This is a genomic window from Streptomyces sp. ADI96-02, from assembly GCF_003846185.1.
Taxonomy (GTDB): Bacteria; Actinomycetota; Actinomycetes; order Streptomycetales; family Streptomycetaceae; genus Streptomyces.
Genome location: NZ_ML123034.1, coordinates 5,197,706 through 5,222,938 on the forward strand (window position 1 = coordinate 5,197,706; position 25,233 = coordinate 5,222,938).

At 73.2% G+C, this 25,233-nt stretch carries 20 protein-coding genes and 1 riboswitch; of the genes, 13 read left to right on the forward strand and 7 right to left on the reverse strand.

Going from position 1 to position 25,233, the window contains the following annotated elements; all coding sequences use genetic code 11:
* Positions 1–6 precede the first annotated feature (6 nt).
* Positions 7–1,323, reverse strand: a complete 1,317-nt coding sequence (locus EES43_RS22940; protein ID WP_124270456.1) for a citrate synthase — start codon at positions 1,321–1,323, stop codon at positions 7–9.
* Positions 1,324–1,480: 157 nt separating this feature from the next.
* Between EES43_RS22940 and EES43_RS22945 the strand changes: the two genes are divergently transcribed.
* The gene (locus EES43_RS22945) at positions 1,481–2,656 is read left to right on the forward strand and encodes a citrate synthase/methylcitrate synthase (protein ID WP_124270457.1); all 1,176 of its coding nucleotides are present in this window, start codon (positions 1,481–1,483) and stop codon (positions 2,654–2,656) included.
* Positions 2,657–2,679: 23 nt separating this feature from the next.
* Entirely contained in the window at positions 2,680–3,891 is a 1,212-nt protein-coding gene (locus EES43_RS22950) for a CobW family GTP-binding protein (RefSeq protein ID WP_124270458.1), read from the forward strand.
* 103 nt (positions 3,892–3,994) lie between these two features.
* Here EES43_RS22950 and EES43_RS22955 read toward each other — a convergent pair whose 3' ends face one another.
* On the reverse strand, positions 3,995–6,451 hold the full coding sequence (locus EES43_RS22955) for a DNA gyrase/topoisomerase IV subunit A (RefSeq protein ID WP_124270459.1): 2,457 nt from the start codon (positions 6,449–6,451) through the stop codon (positions 3,995–3,997).
* A gap of 61 nt (positions 6,452–6,512) precedes the next feature.
* Here EES43_RS22955 and EES43_RS22960 point away from each other — a divergent pair, with 61 nt between their 5' ends.
* The 5 genes from EES43_RS22960 (at position 6,513) to EES43_RS22980 (ending at position 11,787) form a co-directional block, all read left to right on the forward strand.
* Complete coding sequence (locus EES43_RS22960) at positions 6,513–6,707, forward strand: hypothetical protein (protein WP_124270460.1); 195 nt, start codon at positions 6,513–6,515, stop codon at positions 6,705–6,707.
* A 48-nt stretch (positions 6,708–6,755) separates the two neighbouring features.
* On the forward strand, positions 6,756–8,111 hold the full coding sequence (locus EES43_RS22965; RefSeq protein WP_124270461.1) for a M16 family metallopeptidase: 1,356 nt from the start codon (positions 6,756–6,758) through the stop codon (positions 8,109–8,111).
* 26 nt (positions 8,112–8,137) lie between these two features.
* Positions 8,138–9,508, forward strand: coding sequence for a M16 family metallopeptidase (locus tag EES43_RS22970; protein WP_124272120.1), 1,371 nt, complete (start codon positions 8,138–8,140; stop codon positions 9,506–9,508).
* A 276-nt stretch (positions 9,509–9,784) separates the two neighbouring features.
* Positions 9,785–9,952: riboswitch (cyclic di-AMP (ydaO/yuaA leader) on the forward strand.
* Between the two features lie 12 nt (positions 9,953–9,964).
* Entirely contained in the window at positions 9,965–10,771 is an 807-nt protein-coding gene (locus EES43_RS22975) for a M23 family metallopeptidase (RefSeq protein ID WP_124270462.1), read from the forward strand.
* Positions 10,772–11,079: 308 nt separating this feature from the next.
* Positions 11,080–11,787, forward strand: a complete 708-nt coding sequence (locus tag EES43_RS22980; RefSeq protein WP_124270463.1) for a GntR family transcriptional regulator — start codon at positions 11,080–11,082, stop codon at positions 11,785–11,787.
* Positions 11,788–12,066: 279 nt separating this feature from the next.
* Here the strand turns inward: EES43_RS22980 and EES43_RS22985 are convergent, their stop codons facing one another.
* The gene (locus EES43_RS22985; RefSeq protein ID WP_124270464.1) at positions 12,067–12,354 is read right to left on the reverse strand and encodes an HPr family phosphocarrier protein; all 288 of its coding nucleotides are present in this window, start codon (positions 12,352–12,354) and stop codon (positions 12,067–12,069) included.
* Positions 12,355–12,527: 173 nt separating this feature from the next.
* On the opposite strand from EES43_RS22985, the gene EES43_RS22990 reads away from it, so the two are divergent.
* The 4 genes from EES43_RS22990 (at position 12,528) to EES43_RS23005 (ending at position 18,017) form a co-directional block, all read left to right on the forward strand.
* Complete coding sequence (locus EES43_RS22990; protein ID WP_124270465.1) at positions 12,528–15,461, forward strand: bifunctional acetate--CoA ligase family protein/GNAT family N-acetyltransferase; 2,934 nt, start codon at positions 12,528–12,530, stop codon at positions 15,459–15,461.
* Between the two features lie 66 nt (positions 15,462–15,527).
* Entirely contained in the window at positions 15,528–16,124 is a 597-nt protein-coding gene (locus tag EES43_RS22995) for a DUF5998 family protein (RefSeq protein WP_124270466.1), read from the forward strand.
* Positions 16,124–17,311 carry an alkaline phosphatase family protein gene (locus EES43_RS23000; RefSeq protein WP_124270467.1) on the forward strand — a complete coding sequence of 396 codons (1,188 nt, stop codon included), beginning with the start codon at positions 16,124–16,126 and terminating at the stop codon, positions 17,309–17,311. Before EES43_RS22995 ends, EES43_RS23000 begins: the two co-directional genes overlap by 1 nt.
* A 52-nt stretch (positions 17,312–17,363) precedes the next feature.
* The gene (locus EES43_RS23005; RefSeq protein WP_124270468.1) at positions 17,364–18,017 is read left to right on the forward strand and encodes a thymidine kinase; all 654 of its coding nucleotides are present in this window, start codon (positions 17,364–17,366) and stop codon (positions 18,015–18,017) included.
* Between the two features lie 38 nt (positions 18,018–18,055).
* Here the strand turns inward: EES43_RS23005 and EES43_RS23010 are convergent, their stop codons facing one another.
* Positions 18,056–18,841 carry a VOC family protein gene (locus EES43_RS23010; RefSeq protein ID WP_124270469.1) on the reverse strand — a complete coding sequence of 262 codons (786 nt, stop codon included), beginning with the start codon at positions 18,839–18,841 and terminating at the stop codon, positions 18,056–18,058.
* Between the two features lie 236 nt (positions 18,842–19,077).
* On the opposite strand from EES43_RS23010, the gene EES43_RS23015 reads away from it, so the two are divergent.
* Positions 19,078–19,908 (forward strand): sulfurtransferase, encoded by an 831-nt coding sequence (locus tag EES43_RS23015; RefSeq protein ID WP_124270470.1) that lies wholly within the window; start codon positions 19,078–19,080, stop codon positions 19,906–19,908.
* A 75-nt stretch (positions 19,909–19,983) separates the two neighbouring features.
* Here the strand turns inward: EES43_RS23015 and sepH are convergent, their stop codons facing one another.
* Positions 19,984–21,033, reverse strand: a complete 1,050-nt coding sequence (sepH, locus tag EES43_RS23020; RefSeq protein ID WP_124270471.1) for a septation protein SepH — start codon at positions 21,031–21,033, stop codon at positions 19,984–19,986.
* Between the two features lie 495 nt (positions 21,034–21,528).
* Between sepH and EES43_RS23025 the strand changes: the two genes are divergently transcribed.
* Positions 21,529–22,632 carry a hypothetical protein gene (locus EES43_RS23025; protein WP_124270472.1) on the forward strand — a complete coding sequence of 368 codons (1,104 nt, stop codon included), beginning with the start codon at positions 21,529–21,531 and terminating at the stop codon, positions 22,630–22,632.
* 73 nt (positions 22,633–22,705) lie between these two features.
* Here EES43_RS23025 and EES43_RS23030 read toward each other — a convergent pair whose 3' ends face one another.
* Together EES43_RS23030 and EES43_RS23035 are read right to left on the reverse strand one after the other, a co-directional pair.
* Complete coding sequence (locus EES43_RS23030) at positions 22,706–24,028, reverse strand: D-arabinono-1,4-lactone oxidase (protein WP_124270473.1); 1,323 nt, start codon at positions 24,026–24,028, stop codon at positions 22,706–22,708.
* Positions 23,985–25,232, reverse strand: coding sequence for an MFS transporter (locus tag EES43_RS23035; protein ID WP_124270474.1), 1,248 nt, complete (start codon positions 25,230–25,232; stop codon positions 23,985–23,987). Before EES43_RS23035 ends, EES43_RS23030 begins: the two co-directional genes overlap by 44 nt.
* Between the last annotated feature and the right edge of the window lies 1 nt (position 25,233).

The window sequence follows — 25,233 nt, forward strand, 5'->3', positions numbered from 1 at the left end:
CCGGTGCTAGTCCGCGCTGCCCGGCTCCCGGAACGGGTCGGGCAGCGGCTGTGGTGGGCGGGGTCCCGTGTACAGCCCGCTGGGGCGGATCCGCAGCGGGCGTTCCGCGTACTCCTCCAGGGCGTGCGCGATCCACCCCGCGGTGCGCGACACCGCGAAGATCGTTTCCCCTGCCTCGGCCTCCATACCGCCGGCCACGGAGAGCACGGCCAGGGCCAGGTCGACATTAACCGCCAGCGGAGCGTGCCGGGCCGTCGTGCTGACCACTTCGCGAGCCGCCGCGAGCGCCTCGGCCGCCTGCGGTACGTCCTCCAGCAGCGCGAACAGCGTCCGGGCGCGCGGGTCCTCGTCCCGGTACAGCCGGTGCCCCAGCCCCGGGACCCGGCGTCCGGTCCGCAGGTGGTCGGCCACCACCGGAACCGCGCTGCCCCGGTCCACGGCCTCCTGGAGCATCCGGTGCGCCAGACCGCTCGCGGCCCCGTGCAGCGGCCCCTCCAGCACCCCGAGCCCCGCGGAGACCACGGCGTACGGATGCGCGTGCGCCGACGCCGCGACCCGGGCGGCGAGGGTGGAGGCCGCCAGGTCGTGGTCGATCAGGAGAGTCAGGGCGGCGTCCAGGACGGCGAGGGACGCGGCGTCGGCGGGACGCGCGGTGAGCCGCGTCCACAGCGCACGCGCCAGCGGAACCGGGCCGCCGTCCGGCCCTTCCGGTGTTCCCCCGTCCGCCGTGTCCGAAGCGTCCCCCCGCACGGGCAGCGCGCCCACCAGCGTCGGGATCAGGCTGCGCGCGCTGCTCAGCACCGCGCCCGGCGAGAGGTCGAATCGCATCGGGTCGACGGCCGCCGCCGCCGTCACCGCCGCCCGCAGCCGGTCCGTCGAGCCGCTGTGGGCGGGCAACGAGTCGACCGTCCGGCGGGCCGCCGCCAGCGTTCCGGCGGGCGCGGTGAAGCGGACGCCGGGCCTCAGGTCACCCGTCCACAGCCACTCGGCGACCTCCTCGTAGCTGTGGTGACGGGCCAGCTCGGTCGCGTCGACGCCCCGGAAGTAGTAGCGGTCCCCTTCGATGAGCGTGATGCCCGTCCGGAAGACCAGGTCCCCGCCGGCGGCGGACGGTTCGCGCCGACCCGAACGCCGGGCCAGGGCCCGCACTTCGTCCGCGTCGAACGTGCTGCCCCGCCCGCCGGCGGCCCGCGTGCTGCTCAACTGCCCGCGGCTGACGTAGGCGTACACCGTCTCCGGCTTCACGCCCAGCAGCTCCGCGGCCTCCCGGGTGGTCAGCCGGGGCGGGCCCGGGGAGTGGTCCGGCGGTTCTCGATCCGTCATGGCGGACACCGTATCCATACCCGTCATCCCTCCCGTCCTTGATCCATCGCTAGATGCAGGGGTTTCGGCATTTCATATTGATTCAATCAATATTGACAGTAATCACGTCAAGCATGGACAGTCGAATCAACGTTCCATGTGCGAGGAGAGAACCGACATGACCACCACCCCTGCCGCAGCCGCCGATCCCCGCACCCCGCTCGCCACTCCTCGGGGCCTCGCCGGCGTCGTCGTCACGGACACCGCGCTCGGCGACGTCCGGGGCCGGGAAGGCTTCTACCACTACCGCCAGTACTCGGCGATCGAGCTGGCGCGCACCCGCAGCTTCGAGGACGTCTGGTACCTGATGTTCCACGGTGAACTGCCCGACCGGGCGGCCCGAGCCGCCTTCGCCGCCCGTACGGCGAGCCTGCGCGCCCTGCCCGCCGAGGTACGCGAGGCCCTGCCGGCCATCGCCCGCGCGGGCGCCGCCTCGGGACCGCTCGCCGGACTGCGCACGGCGCTGTCGCTGCTCGGGGCCTCCGCCGGGTTCCGTCCCGTCTACGACATCGACGCCGGCCGGAGGCGCGAGGACGCGCTCGCCGCCTGCGCCGCCGTGCCCACCGTCCTCACCGCGCTCCAGCGCCTGGGCCAGGGCCTCGCCCCGGTCGAGCCCCGCGAGGACCTGCCCTACGCCGCCAACTACCTGTACATGCTCACCGGAACGGAACCGGAGCCAGCGCACGTCCGGGCCGTCGAGCAGTACCTGATCTCCACCGTCGACCACGGCTTCAACGCCTCGACGTTCACCGCCCGGGTCGTCGCCTCCACCGGCGCCGACGTCGCCGCCTGCCTGGTCGCCGCCGTCGGCGCGCTCTCCGGCCCGCTGCACGGCGGAGCCCCCAGCCGGGCCCTGGACACGCTGGACGCCATCGGCACCCCGGACCGCATCGACGGGTGGATCCGCGAACAAGTACTTTCGGGCCGTCGCATCATGGGCTTCGGCCACCCCGTCTACCGCACCGAGGACCCCCGCTCCCGGATGCTCCGGACGATCGCCCAGGGCTTCGGCGGCCCGCTGGTGGACTTCGCCGTCGAGGTCGAGCGCCAGGTCGAGGCCATCCTCGCCGAACTCAAGCCCGGCCGGGAACTGCACACCAACGTGGAGTTCTACGCCGGAGTCGTCATGGAGCTCTGCGGCCTGCCGCGCGCCATGTTCACCCCCACTTTCTGCGCGGCGCGGGTGATCGGCTGGAGCGCCAATATCCTGGAGCAGGCGGAGGACTCGAAGATCATCCGTCCTGCGGCCCGCTACGTCGGCATCCCCGCCCCGCAGCCGGTCCCCGCGCCCTGACACCCCGATGAGGAAGGCCCCCGTTGACCCCGCCCCGCACCCAGCAGATTCCGGTCGTCGTCCTGGCGGGCTTCCTCGGATCGGGCAAGACCACCCTCCTCAACCACCTGCTCCGCAACCGTGCCGGAAACCGGATCGGCGTCATCGTCAACGACTTCGGGGCCATCGAGATCGACGCCATGACCGTGGCGGGCCAGGTCGGCTCCACGGTCTCGCTGGGCAACGGCTGCCTGTGCTGCGCCGTCGACGCGAGCGAACTCGACACGTTCCTGGAGACCTTGACCCGGCCGTCGGCCCGCCTGGACGTGATCGTGATCGAGGCGAGCGGGCTCGCCGAACCGCAGGAGCTCGTACGGATGCTGCTGGCCAGCGACAACCCGCACATCCTGTACGGCGGGCTGGTCGAAGTCGTCGACGCGGCGGAGTTCGACCGGACCCGGGAGCGCCATCCGGAGATCGACCGCCATCTCGCCGTCGCCGACCTCGTCGTACTGAACAAGACGGACCGGGTCGGCGCGGCGGAGCAGGAGCGGCTGCGGGAGACCGTCGCGGCCCTGAGCGGGCCCGCGGCCGTCGTCTCCGCCACCCACGGGCGGATCGATCCGGAGCTGCTCTTCGATCCCGCGCTGCGGTCGGACGCCGACGAGAAGGTCCGCCAGCTCACCTTCGAGGACCTCCTGCGGGAGGAGGAGCTCGCAGGCGATGAGCAGCGCGCCGGAGAGGAGGGTGACGGGCACGAGCACGGGCACGGGGGAGCGGGCCGTGCGGCGCATCTGCACGCGGCCTACGACAGCGTCGACTTCACCTCCGACACGCCGATGGACCCGCGCCGCTTCATGGCCTTCCTCGACTCGCGGCCCGAGGGCCTGTACCGGATCAAGGGCTTCGTGGACTTCGGCGCAGGCGACCCGTCCAACGCGTACGCGCTGCACGCCGTCGGCCGGTTCCTGCGCTTCGCCCCGCAGCCGTGGGCGCGCGGGGGACAGCGCCTCACCCAGCTCGTCATGATCGGGGCCGGCCTGGACGCCGAAGGGCTCCGCGACGCTCTCCTCGGCTGCCGCACCGACCCGCCCTCGGCCTCCTGCCCGCCCCTGGCCTCAGAGCGGTCTCCGGCCGCCGACCGGTCCTCCGCCGGCACGCCGGACACCGCCGATGCCGAACGCGCCATGTGGGGTGTGCTCCGGTACGTACAGGAGCACACCCCCGCGGCGGAAGAAGCGGCAGCTGAGGCGTAGCCGCCGGTCAGGGGGCGGGGCGCAGCCGCCGGGGGTGTACCTCGGTGCTCGCCGCGCCCTCCTCCGTCTCCGGCGTCTCCCGTCTCCCCGGCCGCTCGCGGGCTTACGCCCACACCGGCCCCGCGATCACGGCCACCGGCTGGAGCAGCGGCGTACCCGAACCGTCGCGCCGCGGGTCCGGCTCGGGCAACTGCGCCGGGGAGCCGTTCTTCTGGGCCGCCCGTGCCGGAGTGGCGCCCGCCCAGGCGAACACCAGGACGTCCTCGCCCTTCAGGAACCGCTGGCAGCGCACCCCGCCGGTCGCCCGGCCCTTGCGCGGATACTGGTCGAACGGCGTGAGCTTCGACGTCAGGACCGAGTCGTCCAGCGTGCCGTGCGACCCGGCCACGGTGAACACGATCGCGTCCGCCGCCGGGTCCACCGCCGTGAACGACAGCACCTCGGCCCCCGCCGTCAGCTTGACGCCCGCCATGCCTCCGGCGGGCCGCCCCTGCGGGCGCACCTGAGCCGCCGGATAGCGGAGCAGCTGGGCGTCGGTGGTGATGAAGACCAGGTCCTCCTCCCCTGTGCGCAGCTCGCTCGCGCCCACGATGCGGTCACCGTCCTTGAGGGTGATGACCTCCAACTCGTCCTTGTTCGCCGGATAGTCCGGCACCACCCGTTTGACCACACCGTGCAGCGTGCCGATCGCCAGACCGGGCGACGCCTCGTCCAGCGTCGTGAGGCAGATCAGCTCCTCACCCGCGTCCAGGGTCAGGAACTCCGAGACCTGCGCCCCGCCGGAGAGGTTGGGCTCCGCGTGGGTGTGCGGCAGCTGCGGCAGATCGATCACCGACAGGCGCAGCAGCCGGCCGGCGGAGGTCACCGCCCCGACATCGCCGCGCGCCGTCGCCGCGACCGCCGACACGATCACGTCGTGCTTCGTCCGCCGGACGTCCTCGGAGATCTCGACCGGGTCCGCGTTCGCCGTACGGGCCAGCAGGCCCGTCGAGGAGAGCAGCACCCGGCACGGGTCGTCGGCGACCTCCAGCGGCACGGAGGCGACCTGCGAACCGGCCGACTCCAGCAGCACCGTGCGCCGGTCCGTGCCGAACTTCTTCGCCACCGCGGCCAGCTCGGAGGAGACCAGCTTGCGCAGCTCCGCGTCGGACTCCAGGATCGCCGTGAGCGCGTCGATCTCGCCGTTGAGCCTGTCCCGCTCGCTCTCCAGCTCGATCCGGTCGAACCGGGTCAGGCGGCGCAGCGGAGTGTCCAGGATGTACTGGGTCTGGATCTCGCTCAGCGAGAAGTGCGCCATCAGACGCTCCTTCGCCTGCGCCGAGTTGTCGCTGTCCCGGATGATCCGGATGACCTCGTCGATGTCGAGCAGCGCGACGATCAGGCCCTCGACCAGGTGCAGCCGGTCGCGGCGCTTGGTCCGCCGGAACTCGCTGCGCCGTCGCACGACCTCGAAGCGGTGGTCGAGATAGACCCCCAGCAGCTCCTTGAGGCCCAGGGTGAGCGGCTGGCCGTCGACCAGTGCCACGTTGTTGATGCCGAAGGACTCCTCCATCGGCGTCAGCTTGTAGAGCTGCTCCAGCACCGCCTCCGGCACGAAGCCGTTCTTCACCTCGATGACCAGACGCAGGCCGTGGGCCCGGTCGGTGAGGTCCTTGACGTCCGCGATGCCCTGGAGCTTCTTCGCCGAGACCAGGTCCTTGATCTTGGCGATCACCTTCTCCGGGCCGACGGTGAAGGGCAGTTCGGTGACGACGAGGCCCTTGCGGCGGGCCGTCACGTTCTCCACGGCGACGGTGGCGCGGATCTTGAAGGAGCCGCGGCCCGCCGTGTACGCGTCCTTGATACCGCTCAGGCCGACGATGCGGCCCCCGGTGGGCAGGTCGGGGCCGGGCACGAAACGCATCAGAGTCTCCACGTCGGCGCCCGGGTGCTTGATCAGGTGCCGTGCGGCGGCGATGACCTCGCCCAGGTTGTGCGGGGGCATGTTGGTCGCCATGCCGACCGCGATCCCGGACACGCCGTTGACCAGGAGGTTGGGGTAGGCCGCGGGGAGGACGACCGGCTCGCGCTCCTGGCCGTCGTAGTTCGACTGGAAATCGACGGTGTCCTCGTCGATCGCCTCCGTCATCAGCGACGTCGCGTCGGCCATCCGGCACTCGGTGTACCGCATCGCGGCGGGCGGGTCGTCGTTGCCGAGCGAACCGAAGTTTCCGTGGCCGTCCACCAGGGGGAGCCGCATCGAGAACGGCTGGGCCATCCGGACGAGGGCGTCGTAGATCGACGCGTCCCCGTGCGGGTGCAGCTTGCCCATGACCTCGCCGACGACACGGGCGCACTTCACGTACCCCCGGTCGGGGCGCAGGCCCATCTCGTTCATCTGGGACACGATGCGGCGGTGCACCGGCTTCATGCCGTCGCGGGCGTCGGGCAGGGCCCTGGAGTAGATCACCGAGTACGCGTACTCGAGGAAGGAGCCCTGCATTTCGTCGACGACGTCGATGTCGAGGATCTTCTCCTCGAAGTCGTCCGGCGGCGGGGTCTTCGTGCTACGGCGGGCCATCGCGGCTGCGGCTCCTTCACAGATTCTGTTCGGACAACCTGAGGTACTGACGCGGACCATTGTGGACCGCCGCACTGACAACGCCGACCTCGACCCGTCCGAACGGACCCCGGGGACCCGCCCCGGGCCCCGGCACGACGGCGTCGGCACCGGTCCCGACGCCACCGCCGACGCCATCGCCGGCACCGCCGTCCACGGTCACCACGACGAGATCGGCGGAACGGGAACTTCGCCATGCGCCGGTGCGCTTGCTTAGAGTGGCAGGTCTGGCAGGAAGTCCAGTATCGCGATCGAAGGGACGTACATGCCCATGGGTCACACGGCCACCGCCCAGGCCGGCTCCGGCGGCTTGACAGCGACCGAGTACCGCCTGGCCAACGGCCTGCGTGTGGTGCTCTCCGAGGACCATCTGACCCCGGTCGCCGCGGTCTGCCTCTGGTACGACGTCGGTTCGCGCCACGAGGTCAAGGGACGCACCGGTCTGGCTCACCTTTTCGAGCACTTGATGTTCCAGGGCTCGGGACAGGTCAAGGGGAACGGTCACTTCGAGCTCGTCCAGGGGGCCGGCGGCTCGCTCAACGGGACGACCAGCTTCGAGCGGACCAACTACTTCGAGACCATGCCCACCCATCAGGTCGAGCTGGCCCTGTGGCTGGAAGCCGACCGGATGGGCTCGCTCCTCGCCGCGCTCGACGAGGAGTCCATGGAGAACCAGCGCGACGTCGTCAAGAACGAGCGGCGCCAGCGCTACGACAACGTGCCCTACGGCACCGCGTTCGAGAAGCTGACCGCCCTCGCCTACCCGGAGGGCCACCCGTACCACCACACCCCGATCGGCTCCATGGCCGACCTGGACGCGGCCACGCTGGAGGACGCCCGCGCGTTCTTCCGCACGTACTACGCGCCCAACAACGCGGTCCTCTCGGTGGTCGGCGACATCGACCCCGCGCAGACCCTCGCCTGGGTGGAGAAGTACTTCGGCTCCATCCCGTCCCACGACGGCAAGCAGCCGCCCCGCGACGGCACCCTTCCCGAGACCATCGGCGAGCAGCTGCGCGAAGTGGTCCACGAGGAGGTCCCGGCGCGCGCGCTGATGGCCGCCTATCGGCTCCCGCACGACGGCACCCGCGCCTGCGACGCCGCGGACCTGGCCCTGACCGTGCTCGGCGGAGGCGAGTCCTCCCGGCTGCACAACCGCCTGGTCCGCCGCGACCGTACGGCGGTGGCGGCCGGATTCGGGCTGCTGAGGCTGGCCGGTGCGCCCTCGCTGGGCTGGCTCGACGTCAAGACCTCGGGCGGCGTCGAGGTGGAGCGCATCGAGGCCGCGGTCGACGAGGAGCTGGCCCGGTTCGCGGCCGAGGGACCCACCCCGGAGGAGATGGAACGGGCCCAGGCGCAGTTGGAGCGCGAGTGGCTGGACCGGCTCGGCACGGTCGCCGGCCGCGCCGACGAACTGTGCCGCTACGCGGTCCTGTTCGGCGACCCGCAGCTCGCGCTGACCGCCGTGGGGCGGGTCCTGGAGGTCACCGCGGAGGAGGTGCGCGCCGCGGCCGAGGCCGCGCTGCGACCCGACAACCGGGCGGTGCTGGTGTACGAGCCGATCGAGCCGTCCGACGCGGACGACGAGGGCGCCGACGCGCCCGAGGGAGCGGACAAGTGAGCGACGCCGCCGTGACTGGAGCAGCCATGGAGTACCACCCGCAGCCCACCCCCGGCACCGCCCGGCCCTGGGCCTTCCCCGCGCCCGAGCGCGGCACCCTGCCCAACGGGCTGACGGTGCTGCGCTGCCACCGCCCCGGCCAGCAGGTCGTGGCCGTGGAGATCTTCCTGGACGCGCCGCTGGACGCCGAGCCCGAGGGCCTGGACGGCGTGGCCACGATCATGTCCCGGGCGCTCTCCGAGGGCACCGACAAGCACAGCGCCGAGGAGTTCGCCGCCGAGCTGGAGCGCTGCGGCGCCACCCTCGACGCGCACGCCGACCACCCCGGCGTCCGGGTCTCCCTGGAGGTTCCGGCCTCCCGGCTGGCCAAGGCCCTCGGGCTGGTCGCCGAGGCCCTGCGCGCCCCGGCCTTCGCCGAGAGCGAGATCGAGCGGCTCGTCGGCAACCGGCTGGACGAGATCCCGCACGAGCAGGCCAACCCGGCCCGGCGGGCGGCGAAGCAGCTCTCCAAGGAGCTCTTCCCGGCCACGGCCCGGATGTCGCGCCCGCGCCTGGGCACCGAGGAGACGGTACGGCGGATCGACGCCGCCGCGGTGCGCGCCTTCTTCGACGCCCACGTCCGCCCGTCCACCGCGACGGCCGTGGTCGTCGGCGACCTGACCGGCATCGACCTGGACGCGCTGCTGGCCGACACCCTCGGCGACTGGTCGGGCAACGCGGGCCAGGTCCGCCCGGTGCCGCCGATCACCGCCGACGACACCGGCCGCGTGATCATCGTGGACCGGCCCGGCGCGGTCCAGACCCAGCTGCTGATCGGCCGCATCGGCGCCGACCGGCACGAGCGCGTGTGGCCCGCCCAGGTGCTCGGCACGTACTGCCTGGGCGGCACGCTCACCTCCCGGCTGGACCGCGTGCTGCGCGAGGAGAAGGGCTACACCTACGGCGTACGCGCCTTCGCCCAGGTGCTGCGCTCCTCCGGCCCCGACTCCGGCGGCGCGGCGATGCTCGCGATCAGCGGCTCGGTGGACACGGAATCCACCGGTCCGGCGCTGGCGGACCTCTGGACGGTCCTGCGGACGCTGGCGGCCGAGGGGCTGACCGACGCCGAGCGCGAGACGGCCGTGCAGAACCTGGTGGGGGTCGCCCCGCTCAAGTTCGAGACCGCCGCCTCCGTCGCGAGCACCCTCGCCGACCAGGTCGAGCAGCACCTCCCCGACGACTACCAGGCCCACCTCTACGCCCGGCTCGCCGAGACGGGCACGGTGGAGGCGACCGCGGCCGTGGTCAGCGCCTTCCCGGTGGACCGGCTCGTCACGGTCCTGGTGGGCGACGCCGCGCAGATCGAGGAGCCCGTGAAGGCGCTCGGCATCGGAGAGGTGTCCGTCGTCAGCGGCTGACGCGTCTCCCGTGCACCGGGACTCCCCGGCACGGGTACGCCCGTACCCCGGGGCTCCCGGGCGCGGGGCAGAGGAACCCCGGCGGACGACGGTCCACCGGGGTTCCGCCGTTTGCCCGATTGGCACCGTTGAGTGCTTCTGTCGCCCTTGGTGAAGTGATGGTGCGTATGTCCTGTGGGATGTGCGACAAACCCCGCTGTCCGTTTGGTGATGGGAAGGCCCCCCGCTTAGCGTCGGCCCGGCTGTCCGCCACCCGTCAGCCGCATCCGCGGCGCCGGACAGTCATCGCCGAGTCCCCGTCAGGCGCGAGCCTGGGGAGCCGGGGACCCACACAGTCCCTGGGGTGAATCGGAACTCCGTGCCGCGACCCGGCCCGGGGATCCGTAGGAGACCTTCCTGCTCCGAACCCGTCAGCTAACCCGGTAGGCGAGAAGGAAGGAAAGGATCAGCTCCTCCATGGCGTTCACCCGTGCCACCGGGAAGCACCGTGCCCCGAGCCGCCCCACCCGCAGGCGCGCCCAGGCCACCGGCATCGCGGCCCTGGCCACCACCGGCGTCCTCGGCTCGCTGGCCTCCCCGGCGCTCGCAGCGGACTCCGAGACGGCCTCCCAGGTGGTCGACACGGGCCTGACCCAGGCCATCGCCCTCGACACCTCGCTCGCCGAGCAGATCGAGGCCCAGGCCGAGGTCCAGCGGCTCCAGGCCGAAGCGGCGGCGAAGGCGAAGGCCGAGGCCGAGGCCAGGGCGGCGCGCGTCGAGGCGAAGGCGGAGGCCGAGCGCAAGGCCGAGGCCCGCGCCGAGGAAATCCGCGAGGAGAAGGCCCGTGCCGCCCGCGCCGCCGAGCGCGCCCGGCTGAACGCCTTCCACCTCCCGGTCGCCGGATCCCACGTCACCACCGGCTACCGGACCGGCGGTTCGCTCTGGTCCTCCGGCAGCCACTCCGGCGTGGACTTCCTCGCGGCCTCCGGCACGTCCGTCGTCGCGGTCGGCGCCGGTACGGTCGTCGAGGCCGGCTGGGGCGGCTCGTACGGCAACAACATCGTGCTGCGGATGGCGGACGGCTCGTACACCCAGTACGGCCACCTCTCCTCGATCGGTGTCTCCGTCGGCCAGAGCGTGGCCTCCGGCCAGCAGATCGGTCTCGCCGGCTCCACGGGCAACTCCACCGGCCCGCACCTGCACTTCGAGGCCCGGACCGCTTCGGAGTACGGCTCCGACCTGGACCCCGTCGCCTACCTCCGTTCGCACGGTCTGAGCGTCTGACGCCCGCACGCTCCGCGTCCGCCCCGCGCGACGGCGCGGCGCTTGACCGGAGAAAGGCCCCGGCACCCCTGCCGGGGCCTTCGGCTTTTCCCGTCCGAACCGGTTTCCGTCCGAACCGGTTTCCGTCCGAACCGGTTTCCGTCCGAACCGGTTTCCGTCCCGACCGGTTTCCCTTCTCGGACCGTCTTCCCGGCCGAAAAGCGCGTTGGATTTCGACCTGCCATCGGAAATCGCGGCCGATTGCCCTAGAGTCGCAGAACAGGCGTCGGTCGGCCGCGTTTCGCGGGGATCAAGGCGGAGGTTCGGATATGCGCATTCCCGCGCAGTCGGTATGCGCGGCGATCCGTGACGACATCGTCTCGGGTGTCCACGAGCGAGGCAGCCGCCTCACCGAGGAGCCGCTGGCCCGACGGTACGGGGTCTCCCGCGTGCCGGTGCGCGAAGCGCTGCGCACGCTGGAGGCCGAAGGGTTCGTCGTCACCCGCAGACACGCCGGGGCCTGTGTCGCCGAGCCCACCGAGCGGGACGCCGCCGATCTCCTGGAGGCCCGCATGCTGCTGGAGCCGCTGGGTGCGGCGCGGGCGGCGCAGCGCCGTACGGAGGCCCACCTCAAGGTGCTCCGCGGCCTGGTCAGACTGGGGCAGGAGCGGGCGCGCCGGGGCGAGGGCGAGGATCTGCGGTCCCTGGGCGGCTGGTTCCACGAGACCCTGGCCCAGGCGTCCGGCAGCCCCGGACTCATCGCGCTGCTCACGCAGCTGAGGCACAAGACCGCCTGGATGTACACCGTCGAGCAGCCTGCCCGGCCCGTCGACTCGTGGGCCGAGCACGGGGCGATCGTGGACGCCGTGACGCGCGGCGACGCTCAACGGGCCAGGGCGCTGGCGGCCCAGCACGCGGAACGGGCCGCCGCCGCGCATCGGCCGCGCCGCTCGGCCCGGCGTACCCCGCCTCCGCCCCGGGCGAGCGCGGTGAGGACGTCGCAACACGGCGTCAACACCGCGGGCGCCCGCCATTAACGCGAGCGCCGTATACAAGGAGGAGGAATTCACGGTTCGTCGCCGTACTTCCCGCCGTCATGCTCAACGAATGCGCGCTGCCCGGATTTCCGGCGCACCGGGATTCCTGGCGCACCGGGATTCCTGACGCACCGGATTCCCGGCGCACCGAATTTCTGGAATGTCGAATTCCTGGCGGCACGGGCGAAGAAAGAGCCGCGGCGCCCGGAGGCTCCACGGCTCTTTCGAAGAAGGTTCCCGGTCGGCGACCGGAAGTCCGGCCCGCGCGGGCCGGGCGGTTCAGACGGTCTCGGGGAGCTCTTCCAGGCCCTCGGCGACCAGCTTCGCCAGACGGTCCAGAGCGGCCTCGGCCTCGGCGTCGTCCGCGGCGGATGCGAGCACGATCTCCTCGCCGCCCTGCGCGCCCAGGCCGAGGACGGCCAGCATGGACGCGGCGTTCACCGGGTTGCCGTCGGCCCTGGCGATCGTCACGGGGACGCCGGAGGCCGTGGCGGCACGGACGAAGATGGAAGCGGGGCGGGCGTGCAGGCCCTCGGCCCAACCGACGTTGACGCGGCGCTCAGCCATGGTTCTGCCCTTCACATATCAATGGTTGTCTAGACCAGTCTCTCATGCGGTACGCGGTGCTCCGCCCGGCCTCCCACCCGCACCCGTCCGCGCGTCGCCCACCGCCCGGACGTCCTCAGACTGCCCCGGCACCGGACCCTCCGCCACCGGGGTCGCAGCCGTAGGCTGCTTCCATGGAGCCCACGCCGGAGCAGAGTCCGCATCACGCGTACCCCGACCACTGGGAAGCGGACGTGGTGCTCCGCGACGGCGGAACCGCGCGGATCAGGCCGATCACCACCGACGACGCCGAGCGGCTGGTCAGCTTCTACGAGCAGGTGTCCGACGAGTCGAAGTACTACCGGTTCTTCGCCCCGTATCCCCGGCTGTCCGACCGCGACGTGCACCGCTTCACCCATCACGACTACGTCGACCGGGTGGGGCTGGCCGTCACGGTCGGCGGCGAGTTCATCGCGACCGTCCGCTACGACCGCATCGACGCGGCCGGCCGGCCCGCCTCCGCACCCGCCGAGGAGGCCGAGGTCGCCTTCCTCGTCCAGGACGCCCACCAGGGCCGCGGAGTCGCCTCGGCCCTGCTCGAACACATCGCCGCGGTCGCCCGCGAGCGCGGCATCCGGCGCTTCGCCGCCGACGTGCTGCCCGCCAACAACAAGATGATCAAGGTGTTCCGGGACGCCGGCTACACCCAGCAGCGCACCTTCGAGGACGGCACGGTCCACCTCACCCTCGACCTCGAACCCACCGAGAAGTCCCTGGCCGTCCAGCGCGGCCGGGAGCAACGAGCCGAGGCCCACTCGGTGCAGCGGCTGCTCGCACCGGGCTCCGTCGCCGTCATCGGCACCGGCCGCACCCCCGGCGGAGTCGGCCGTACCGTCCTGCGCAACCTCCTCGCCTCCGGGTACACCGGCCGGACGTACGCCGTGAACCGCGCCTTCGACGCGGGCCTGCCCACCCTCGACGGCGTCCCCGCCCACCGCTCCCTCGGCGAGATCGACGAGCGGGTCGACCTGGCCGTCATCGCCGTCCCCGCCCACCGGGTGCCCGAAGCGGTCGCCGACTGCGGCGAACACGGCGTGCGCGGCCTGGTCGTGCTCTCCGCCGGATACGCCGAGCGGGGCTCCGAGGGCCGCGAGCTCCAGCGGGAACTGGTCCGCCAGGCCCGTTCGTACGGGATGCGCATCATCGGCCCGAACGCGTTCGGCATCATCAACACCGCCGAGACCGTCCGGCTCAACGCCTCCCTCGCCCCCGAGTCGCCGGCCCGCGGCCGGATCGGCCTGTTCACCCAGTCCGGCGCCATCGGCATCGCCCTGCTCTCCGGTCTGCACCGGCGCGGCGCGGGTCTGTCCTCGTTCATCTCGGCGGGCAACCGGGCCGACGTCTCCGGCAACGACTTCCTCCAGTACTCCTACGAGGACCAGGACACCGACGTCGCCCTGCTCTACCTCGAATCCCTCGGCAACCCGCGCAAGTTCACCCGCCTCGCCCGCCGCACCGCCGCGCTCAAGCCCGTCGTCGTGGTGAAGGGCGCCCGCCACAGCGGCTCCACCCCGCCCGGCCACGCCGTCCCCGTCAGCCGCATCCCCGACGCCACCGTCTCCGCGCTGATGCGCCAGGCGGGCGTCATCCGGGTCGACACGGTGACCGAGATGGTCGACGCCGGGCTGCTGCTGGCCGGCCAGCCGCTTCCGGCCGGCCCCCGGGTCGCGATCCTCGGCAACTCCGAGTCGCTCGGCCTCCTCACGTACGACGCCTGCCTGGCCGAGGGGCTGCGCCCGCGCCCGCCGATCGACCTCACCACGGCGGCCTCCCCGCAGGACTTCCGCGACGCGCTGGCCGCGGCGCTGGCCGACGGGACCTGCGACGCCGTGATCGTCACCGCCATCCCGTGGGTCGGCGAGAACGGCGAGGCCGAGACCGGCGACGGCGAGGTGCTGGCCGCCGCCCTGCGCGGCGCGGCGGCCGGCGGCCCGGCGAAGCCGGTGGCCGTCGTCCACGTGGAGATCGGCGGGCTCGCCGAGGCGCTGGCAGCGGCCAGCGGCACCGCCGCACCGCGCCCCCGCACGCCGGCCGCCGAGCGGCGGACCGCCCCCGCACGGCCCGCCGGACCGCCCGCGCCCGCCGGCCCGGCCTCCCGGTCCGCGGCCCCGGACACCGTTCCGCCCACGCCCCGGGCCGCCGCGACACCGCCCGCCGACGCCGAAACCCCCGACGAGCAGACCGTCCGCCCCGGCCGGATCCCCGCCTACCCGGCCGCGGAACGCGCCGTGCGCGCCTTGGCCGAGGCCGTCAAGTACGCCCAGTGGCGACGCCAGGCGGCCGTGCCCGGCAAGGTGCCCGAATTCCTCGACGACACCATCGACGAGCAGGGCGCCGCCGCGCTGATCGAGGAACTGCTCGGCACCGCGCCCGACCCGCGCGGCCGGTCCCTCGGCCACGACGAGGCCCGCGCCCTCCTCGGCCGCTACGGCATCGCCGTGCGCCCCACGCTGCCCGCCTCGGACGCGGAGGCCGCCCTCACCGCCGCCGCGCACCTCGGCTACCCGGTGGCGTTGAAGACCACCGCGCCCCACCTGCGCCACCGCGCCGACCTCGGCGGCGTCCGGCTCGACCTCGCGGACGAGGACGCGCTGCGCCGCGCCTACGGCGACCTGACCGACCTGCTCGGCTCGCCCGCCGAACTGCTGCCGGTCGTCCAGTCGATGGCCCCGCGAGGCGTCGACACCGTGGTGCGGGCGTCCATCGACGCGGCGGCCGGAGCCGTCCTCTCCTTCGGTCTGGCGGGCACGCCCTCCGAACTCCTCGGCGACACGGCGCACCGGCTCGTTCCGGCCACCGACCGCGACGCCGCCGAACTGATCCGCTCCATCAGGGCGGCCCCCGTGCTGTTCGGCTGGCGCGGCGCGACGCCCGTCGACACGGCGGCCCTCGAAGAACTCCTGCTCCGGCTCTCCCGGCTGGTCGACGACCGCCCCGAAGTGGTCTCGGTCGCCCTCGAACCGGTCGTCGTCGCCCCGCACGGGCTGAGCGTGCTCGGCGCGAGCGTCCGGCTCGCCCCGCCGCCGGCCCGCGACGACCTCGGCCCCCGCCGCCTCCCGAACTACTGATCCGCGACCGCGCGGGCCGCCGCACGGCGTTCCCGGCAGTCACCGGCCCCCCGTAGGATGGTGCGTATGGCAAAGACCGGTACCACGACCCAGGGGCTGCGCGCGGCGATCGAGCGCAGCGGCTACTACCCGGCCCTCGTGGCCGAGGCGGTGGAGGCCGCCGTCGGCGGGGAGCCGGTCGCTTCGTACCTGGTGCACCAGGAGACCACCTTCGACTCCAACGAGGTCCGTCGCCACGTCACGGTCCTGGTGCTGACCGAGCACCGGTTCATCGTCAGCCACACCGACGAGCAGGCCGCCGACACCAGCTCCCCGACGCCGTACGCCACCACCTCCACCGAATCGGTCAAGCTCGACCGGATCTCGTCCGTGGTGGTCAGCCGGGTGGTCGCCAACCCGGAGAAGTACGTGGCGGGCACCCTGCCCCGCGAGGTCGTCCTCACCATCGGCTGGGGCGCGGTCTCCCGGATCGACCTGGAGCCCGCCGCCTGCGGCGACACCAACTGCGAGGCGGACCACGGCTATACGGGCAGCTCCACGGCGGACGACCTGAGCCTGCGGGTCAGCGAGGCGGGCGACGGGCCGGACACCGTCCGCCAGACCCTCGCCTTCGCCCAGTCGCTCTCCGAGGCCACGGCCGCCACCGCGGCGACCGGCCGCTGATGGTCCAGCCCGCCTGGCCGGATCCCGTCCCGCTCGCTCTCGACACCGCGCCCGTCCCCGCGTACGGCGGCGGCTCCCTGGCCGACCTGCTGCCGACGCTCGTCGCGGGCCAGGAGGTGCCGGGCTTCTCGGCCGCCATCGAGGAGCTGACCCCCGCCGACCGCAACTGCGTCTTCCTGATCGACGGCCTCGGCTGGGAGCAGATCACCGCACACCCGGACGAAGCGCCCTTCCTCTACTCGCTGCTCCCCACCTCGCGCGGCGGCACCGGCCGCCCCATCACCGCGGGCTTCCCGTCCACCACCGCGACCTCGCTCGCCTCCGTCGGCACGGGGCTGCCGCCGGGCGAGCACGGACTGCCCGGCTACACCGCGCGCAACCCGGAGACCGGCGAGCTGATGAACCAGCTCCGCTGGAAGCCGTGGACCGAGCCGAAGGCGTGGCAGCCCCACCCCACCGTCTTCCGGCTCGCGGACGCCGCCGGGGTGCGCACCGCGCAGGTCTCCGCGCCCGCCTTCGAGCAGACCCCGCTCACCAAGGTGGCGCTCAGCGGCGGTTCGTTCCTCGGCCGGCTCTCCGGCGAGGAGCGGATGGACGTCGCGGCCGAACGGCTCGCCGCCGGCGACCGCTCGCTCGTCTACACGTACTACAGCGAGGTCGACGGCAAGGGCCACCGCTTCGGCGTCGACTCCGACGCCTGGCGCGGCCAGTTGATGTACGTCGACGGGCTCGCCCGCCGGCTCGCCGAGCAGCTTCCGCCGCGCTCCGCGCTGTACGTCACCGCCGACCACGGCATGATCGACATCCCGTTCGACGAGCGGTCCCGGATCGACTTCGACGAGGACTGGGAGCTGCGCGCGGGGGTCGCCCTGCTCGGCGGTGAGGGCCGCGCCCGGCACGTCTACGCGGTGCCCGGCGCACAGTCGGACGTGCTGGCCGTGTGGCGCGAGGTGCTCGGCGAGCAGTTCTGGGTGGCGAGCCGGGACGAGGCGATCGCGGCGGGCTGGTTCGGGCCCCGGGTCGACGAGCGGGTGTACGGCCGCATCGGCGACGTGGTGGCCGCCGCCCACGACGACGTGGTCATCACCGCGTCGGTCAACGAGCCGCACGAATCGGCGATGGTCGGCATGCACGGCTCACTGACCCCCGTGGAACAGCTCGTTCCGCTCCTCGAAGTACGCTCGTAACCGATCTCTCCCACTCCCTCGCCCCGCCGCTGTGAAAGGTGCTCGACCCCTCATGCCCGAGCTGGTGTTCTTCTCCGGAACCATGGACTGCGGAAAGAGCACGCTGGCCCTGCAGATCGGTCACAACCGCTCGGCGCGCGGACTCCAGGGCGTGATCTTCACCCGGGACGACCGTGCGGGAGAGGGCAAGCTCTCCTCCCGCCTCGGCCTGGTCACGGACGCGGTGGAGGCCGACGAGGGCATGGACGTGTACGCGCACCTCGTGGACCAGATCAGCCGCGGCGGCCGGGTCGACTACGTGATCGTGGACGAGGCCCAGTTCCTCGCCCCGGTCCAGATCGACCAGCTCGCCAGGGTCGTCGACGACCTGGGCCTGGACGTCTTCGCGTTCGGCATCACCACGGACTTCCGCACGAAGCTCTTCCCGGGCTCGCAGCGGCTGATCGAGCTGGCCGACCGGATAGAGGCCCTTCAGGTCGAGGCGCTCTGCTGGTGCGGCGCGCGCGCCACGCACAACGCCCGCACGGTGGACGGCGAGATGGTCGTCGAGGGAGCCCAGGTCGTCGTCGGCGACGTCAACCGGCAGGCGGGCGAGGTCGGTTACGAGGTGCTGTGCCGACGTCACCACCGCCGCCGGATGACCGCCGGCACGGCCCGCGCGGGCACGCTGTCCCCGGACGTGCTGCCGGTCGCCGCCGAGGGCTGAGCCCGTGGCGCCGGCCCGGTGGCCGGCGCCCGGACCGGTCACTTCGCCGAGGACCCCGAGGACCGGATGAGGGTGAACGCGGCGCCCTCCGGGTCCGCGACCGTCGCGATCCGGCCGCCGGAGCTCTCACGCGGCGGCTGGAGGACGTGCCCGCCCAACTCCACCACCCGGGCCGCCGCCTCATCCGTGTCCGCGACCTCGAAGTACGTCATCCAGTGCGGGCCCCGGTCGCGCGGAAGCGCGTGCCCGACGCCGTGCAGGGAGGCCACCGGACGGCCCTTCAGGTGCAGGGTCTGGTAGTCGAAGTCGGCCGAGACCACGGCTTCCGTCTCGTAACCGAAGACCATCTGGTAGAACTTCGCGACCATCGAGGTCTCACGGGTCACCAGCTCGTTCCAGACGGGCGTGCCGGGAATGCCGGTCGCCTTGGTGCCGACGTGCTCCGCGCCCTGCCAGACGCCGAAGACGGCTCCGCCCGGATCGGAGGCGATGGCGAGCCGGCCCGCGACGTCCGCGTCCAGCGGTCCGACCCCGACCGTGCCGCCGCAGGCGCGGATCGCCTCCGCGGTGAGGTCGGCGTCGTCCGTGGCGATATAGGTCGTCCAGGCGATGGGCAGGTGCCGGTCGGGCGGCAGCTGACCGATGCCCGCGACCTCCTTGCCGTGCAGCAGGCCGCGCACGTAGGGGCCCAGTTGGTCGGGGCCCGGACGGAACTCCCAGCCGAACAGGGCTCCGTAGAACTCCTGGGTCGCGGTCAGGCCGTGCACCATCAGACTCACCCAGCAAGGTGTTCCGGGCGTGCGCCGGGCGGCAGCCTCGGTCATCGTCGTCTCTCTCCTCGGACCGTTGTGGTGGCCGTACAGGGGAACGGGGCGGGTACGCCGTCCCGGGTCGGGACGCGGTCCGCGGACCCCGTCCAGATGCTCGCACCACCGGGCGCGGGTGTCGCTCCGGCCGCGCCGGGTTTTCCGTGTTCTCGACGGAGAGAGGCGGCATCGCCGTGGCGCGTCCTCGCGGACGCCGTTACGGGCGCCACGGTCTCTGCGCGAGGATGGCGCCCATGAAGCCCATCATCACCGCATCCGCATACGCGAGCGAGTCGGCCGGACCGCGCAGGCCCGTGCTCCTGGACGTGCGCTGGCAGCTCGGCGGCCCGCACGGCCGGCCCGACTACGAGGCCGGACACCTGCCCGGCGCGGTCTTCGTCGACCTCGACGCGGAGCTGGCGGGCCCGGCCGGCTCCGGAGGCCGCCACCCGCTGCCGGACCCGGAGGAGTTCGGCGCGGCGATGCGCCGCGCCGGGGTCGGCCAGGACACCCCGGTCGTGGTGTACGACGCCGGGCTGGGCTGGGCCGCCGCCCGCGCCTGGTGGCTGCTGCGCTGGGCGGGCCACCCCGACGTACGGGTCCTGGACGGCGGGCTGGCGGCCTGGACCGGCGAACTCTCCACCGAGATCCCGCACCCCGCCGAGGGCGATTTCCGGCCGAAACCCGGCGCCCTGCCCACGCTCGACGCGGACGGCGCAGCCGCGTTCGCCCGTTCGGGTCTGCTGCTGGACGCGCGGGCGGCGGAGCGCTACCGGGGCGACGTCGAGCCCATCGACCGCGTCGGCGGCCACATCCCCGGAGCCGTGTCCGCGCCGACCACGCAGAACACCGGCGAGGACGGCCGCTACCTCCCCGCCGACCTGCTGGCCGCCCGCTTCGCGGCACTGGGCGCGGAGCGGAGCCCCGAAGGCGTCGGCGTCTACTGCGGATCGGGCGTCTCCGGCGCCCACCAGGTGCTCGCCCTGGAGATCGCCGGGCTCCGGGGCGTCCTGTACCCGGGCTCCTGGTCGGAGTGGTCCTCGGACGAGTCCCGCCCGGTCGCCACCGGCTCCGAGCCCGGGTAATCCGGAGGCCCCCGACGGAGAAGGGCCCGTACGCGCCTGCGTACGGGCCCTTCTCCCGCCGAACCTCATGTCCGGTCAGTCCTGCTTCTTGCGCCGGGTGCCGAAGACGATCTCGTCCCAGCTCGGCACGGCCGCCCGGCGGCCCGGACGGACCCCGTCCGCCTCGGCCTGGCGGTCCGTCGTCCCGGTCAGCCGGTCCCGGTGACCGGCCACCGCCCGCGGCATCAGCACGTCCGCGTACGCCGAACCGGCCCCCGCGGAAGCGGCTGCGGCGGGCGGCTCGTCCGCCTCGGCCTCCTCGGCGGGTTCGAGCGCGGGCGGCTCGGGCTGAGCCGGGCGCTCGGGGACGACCATGTCGCCCCGGAAACTCGGCACCGCCTCCAGCAGGCTGGTCAGCGAGTCCCGCTCACCGGCCGAGGCGCTGCCCACGTACTCGTCGGGCTCGGCCGGGGCGGGCCGCTCGATCTGCCGGTCGAGCGCGCGGTCCAGCGGCCGGTCGCGCGGCAACCGGGCGATCCGCGGCACGAACGGGAAGCTGGGCTCGGGCGCGGCGTCGTCCGCCTCGCCGATCAGCGCGCGCGCCTCGTCGTCGACCGCCTGGACCAGCCGGCGGGGCGGGTCGTAGGTCCAGCTCGCCGAGTGCGGTTCGCCGGCGACCCGGTAGACGAGCAGGACTTCCCAGGTGCCGTCGTCGCGGCGCCAGGAGTCCCACTGGACGGTCTCCTTGTCGGCGCCGCGCAGCGGAAGCCGCTCCTGCACGGCCTCGCCGAGCTGGGGACCGGTGTTCTCACCGGGGCGGCGCACCGGGGTCTTCCGGGCCCGCTCGGCCATGAAGGCGCGCTCCGCGAGCACGGGGCCCTCGAAACGGCGCACGCGGTCGACCGGAATACCGGCGAACTGGGCCACCTCCTCCGCGGAGGCCCCGGCTCGTATACGCGCCTGGATGTCACGGGGGCGGAGGTGGCTCTCCACCTCGATCTCGATCTGGCCGAGCCGCGCGCGGTCGTTGCGCACGGCGGCACGCAGCCGCTCGTCGATCGGGAGCGTGTACTCCGTGCTGTCGGCAGCCTTGAGCACCAGTCGTGTGCCGTCGTTGGAGACGGCCACGACACGCAGTTCGGGCATGGGGACCTCCCGGGTGGTGCCTGCCGACGTCACGTGCGTCGCTGCTTCCGCTAGTCGAGTGTGACCTGCCCGGGTGCAGCCTGTCACAACCTTGCCAAGTTGCCCGGCGTGTCGGGCGCTCGCTCTGGGACGCCACAATGACACGGTTGCCCCTCGCGACCCAAAGTGACCGAAATGGCCGCTCTGTGCAGCAGGCATCCGTGCGATGCTTCGACGCCGCCGGTTCGAGTGCCGATGTGGGCCCCCTCCCTCAGCTGCGGATTCCCGTGTGGGAGTCCGCCCCAGGGCTCGTCACAGTACTCCATTCGGGCCACCGGGGTGGACCGGCGCGCCGCCGAACTTCTCGCGCGCCGCGGGAGTTGAGTTACCCGCCTCGCTGCGAAATGCCCCTGATGGGTGTTGTGCTTCACACAATCACCAGAATCGGAACTATCCACTTCGCTCATTTGTCCCTTCCTGGTGCAGGGTGGGGGAGATGTCAAGCAGGGGCTGGTAATGGTCAAGAAGCCGGAAAGTGACACGGAACCCAAGGAAGGGCGCCTCGATCTGAGTCTGCCGCAGGTCGCCGGGAGTGCCGTCGCGGCCGTCGCGGCAGCCGTGCTCGCCTCGCAACTGGGCGTGTACGGCACCATCGCCGGGGCCGGAGTGATGAGCGTCGTCGCCACGTGCGGGGGCTCGGTCTTCCAGCACTTCTTCCGCCGCACCGGAGAGCAGATCCGCGAGGTCACCGTCCAGGTGACCCACCCGGAGGGCCGTCAGGTGACCGTCCGCACAAGGGAGACGCGGCCCGCCCGGGACCCGGAGGAGCCGCGGCCCCCGGCCGACGACGCCACCACGGTGCTGCGCACGGTGGGTCCCGGCGCCGATCCGGACCGCACGCGGCCGATCGCCCCGGGGCCGGACGCCGACCGGACGCAGTCGCTGGATCTGAACGACGCGCGCACCCGGATGCTGCGCGTGCCGCCGGGCGGCCCGACCGCCGGGGCCGATCGCACGCAGCTGCTTCCGCAGGCCGGCCGCGGCGCCGGTCCCGGAGCGGGACCGGGCCCCCGCTCCGGCTCCCGCGACGACGCGTTCACCGAGGGCGTCACGCACGGCACCCGGCTGCGCGGCTGGAAGCGGCCCGCCCTCGCGGCGGCCACCGTCTTCGGCGTGTCCATGGCCGGGATCACCGTGTTCGAGATGGTCTCGGGCAACGAGCTCGGCGGCGGCACGGGCACGACCCTCAGCTCCGTCGTACGCGGCGGAGACCGCGACCCCGGTCACACCGACCCGGCCCCGTCGCAGGACTCCGAGCGGGACGACGACCCGGGCGACCGGCGGCCGGGCCCCGGCGGGACCGAGTCGCCTCCCGCCACGTACCCGGACGGCGACAGCGGCCCGAGCACGGACCCGGGGACCGGCGAGAGCGGGAGCACCGGCCCGTCGCCCTCCCCGGAGCCCTCGGACCCGGGCGGCGGCGAAACCTCCGAGACCCCCTCGCCGGATCCCTCGGACCCGGGCGGCGGCACGAGCGTCCCACCCGACCCGACCGGCACCGGAGCGCCCGGCGGGGAGCAGCGGGACGACCAGGCCCCGCCCGGCGGCGAGGACCGGTGACGTCCGGCCGCTCGCACCGGCGCGTCGGCCCCGGCCCCCGGACGAAGGGGACCGGGGCCGACGGCGTACCGGCTCAGTCGCCGAGCACGCGCCGCAGGTAGTCGTTGCCGAAGAGCCGGTCCGGGTCGAGCCGGTCCCGCAGGGCCGTGAACTCGCCGAAGCGCGGATAGACCTCCGCGAGGTAGTCCGCGTCCCGGGTGTGGATCTTGCCCCAGTGCGGCCGGCCGGAGTGCGCGGTCATGATGCGCTCGACGGCGGTGAAGTAGGAGCGGTGCGGCGTGCCCCGGTACAGGTGCACGGCGATGTACGCGCTCTCCCGGCCCGACGCGGTCGACAGGGCGATGTCGTCGGCCGGCGCGGTCCGCACCTCGACCGGGAAGCTGATCTTCAGCGGCGAGCGCTCGACCATGGCCTTCAGCTCCCGCAGCGCCGCCACGGCCCGCTCGCGCGGCACGGCGTACTCCATCTCCACGAACCGCACCCGGCGCGGGCTGGTGAACACCTTGTACGGGATGTCGGTGTACGTTCGCGCGGAGAGCGCCCGGCTGGAGAGCCGGGCGATCGAGGGGATGGTCGCCGGGATCGCGCGGCCGAGCGAGCAGGCGACCTGGAAGACGCCGTTGGACAGCAGCTCGTCGTCGATCCAGCCGCTCACCCGACCGGGCGGGGCGGCCGGGCCTCCGCTGCGGTTGTTGCGCTTGGTGTTGCAGTTGCCGGTGTGCGGGAACCAGTAGAACTCGAAGTGCTCGTTCTCCGTCACCAGCTCGTCGAACTCCGCGGTGACCCGGTCGAAGCCCATCGGCTCCTCACGGGCCGTCAGCAGGAAGACCGGCTCCACGGCGAAGGTGATCGCGGTGATCACGCCGAGGGCGCCGAGCCCGATCCGGGCGGCGGCGAACACCTCCGGGTTCTCCTCGGCCGAGCAGCGCAGCACCGAGCCGTCGGCGGTGACGAGTTCGAGGGCGCGGATCTGCGCGGCGATCGAGGCCGACTCGCGGCCGGTGCCGTGGGTGCCGGTGGAAGTGGCTCCGGCGACCGTCTGCTCCATGATGTCGCCCATGTTCGTCAGCGACAGCCCCTCGCGGGCGAGCGCGGCGTTCAGCCGCTTGAGCGGAGTGCCCGCCTCCACCGTCACGGTCATGGCCGTGCGGTCGATGTCCCGGATGCCGGTGAGTAGGTCGGGGCGTATGAGGACCCCGTCGGTCGCCGCCGCCGCGGTGAACGAGTGCCCCGTGCCGACCGCCTTGACCCTCAGACCGTCCGCGTTCGCCCGGCGCACGACCTCGGCCAGCTCGTCGACGGACGCGGGGGATTCGGCCCGGGCCGGTCGGGCGGTGACGGTGCCCGCCCAGTTACGCCACGCGCTCGTCGTCGTCCGTGCGTAGGTGCTTGTCATCTTCCCCGCGCCCTCCCGTCGAGACCGGCTTCGCCAGCCGGCGATACCCCAGGAACGCCACCGCCGCCGCGAGCGCTCCCGCCACGGCGGGCACCGCGTACCCCGCCTTCGCCCCCGCCGCGTCGACCACCCAGCCGGCGGCCGAGGAACCGAGTGCGACGCCGACCGCGAGCCCGGTACTGGTCCAGGTCATGCCCTCGGTCAGCTTGGTGCGCGGTACGTGCGTTTCGACGAGGGCCATGGTGGTGACCATCGTCGGTGCGATGGCGAGGCCCGCGACGAAGAGCGCCACGGCCAGCAACGGAAGGTTCCCGGCCAGTTGGAGGGGGATCATACTCACGGCCATCGCGCAGACCCCCACCAGCCACCTGTTCGCGGGCTTCCCCTTCAGGTGCAGCAGCCCGAACACGGCCCCCGCCAGGCAGGACCCCAGCGCGTAGACGGCCAGGACCAGGGAGGCCGCCGCCTTGTGGCCGCGCTCCTCCGCGAAGGCCACGGTCACCACGTCGACGGCGCCGAAGACCGCGCCCGTCGCCACGAAGGTCACCACCAGCACCTGGAGGCCGCCCGAGCGCAGCGCCGAGCCCCCGGTCTGCGTGGACTTCGGGTGCGGCACCGGTTCGGTGGCGCGCTGGGCGGTCAGCCAGAAGACGCCGACCAGCAGGAAGACGGCTGCGATCAGCGGCCCCGCCTCGGGGAACCAGGCGGTGGACAGCCCGATCGAGATGATCGGGCCGAAGATGAAGCACACCTCGTCGACGATGGACTCCCACGCGTACGCGGTGTGCAGATCGCGGCTGGAGCCGCGGTAGATCTCCGCCCACCGGGCCCGGACCATCGACCCCACGCTCGGCACGCAGCCCGCGCCGATCGCGAAGACGAACAGCGTCCAGTCCGGCATCCGCTGCTGGGCGCAGAACAGCAGGCCGGCCACCGCCGCCACCGCGACCAGCGTGACCGGACGCAGCACCCGCCGCTGCCCGTAGCGGTCGACCAGCCGCGACACCTGCGGGCCGAAGACCGCGGCGGCCATGGCCAGCGTCGCGGAGAGCGCCCCGGCCAGCCCGTAGCGGCCGGTGATCTGGGACACCATGGTCACGACGCCGATGCCCATCATGGACAGCGGCATCCGGCCGAAGAACCCTGCGGCGGAGAACCCCTTGGAGCCGGGGGACGCGAAAATGGCGCGGTAGGGGCTGGGCAAC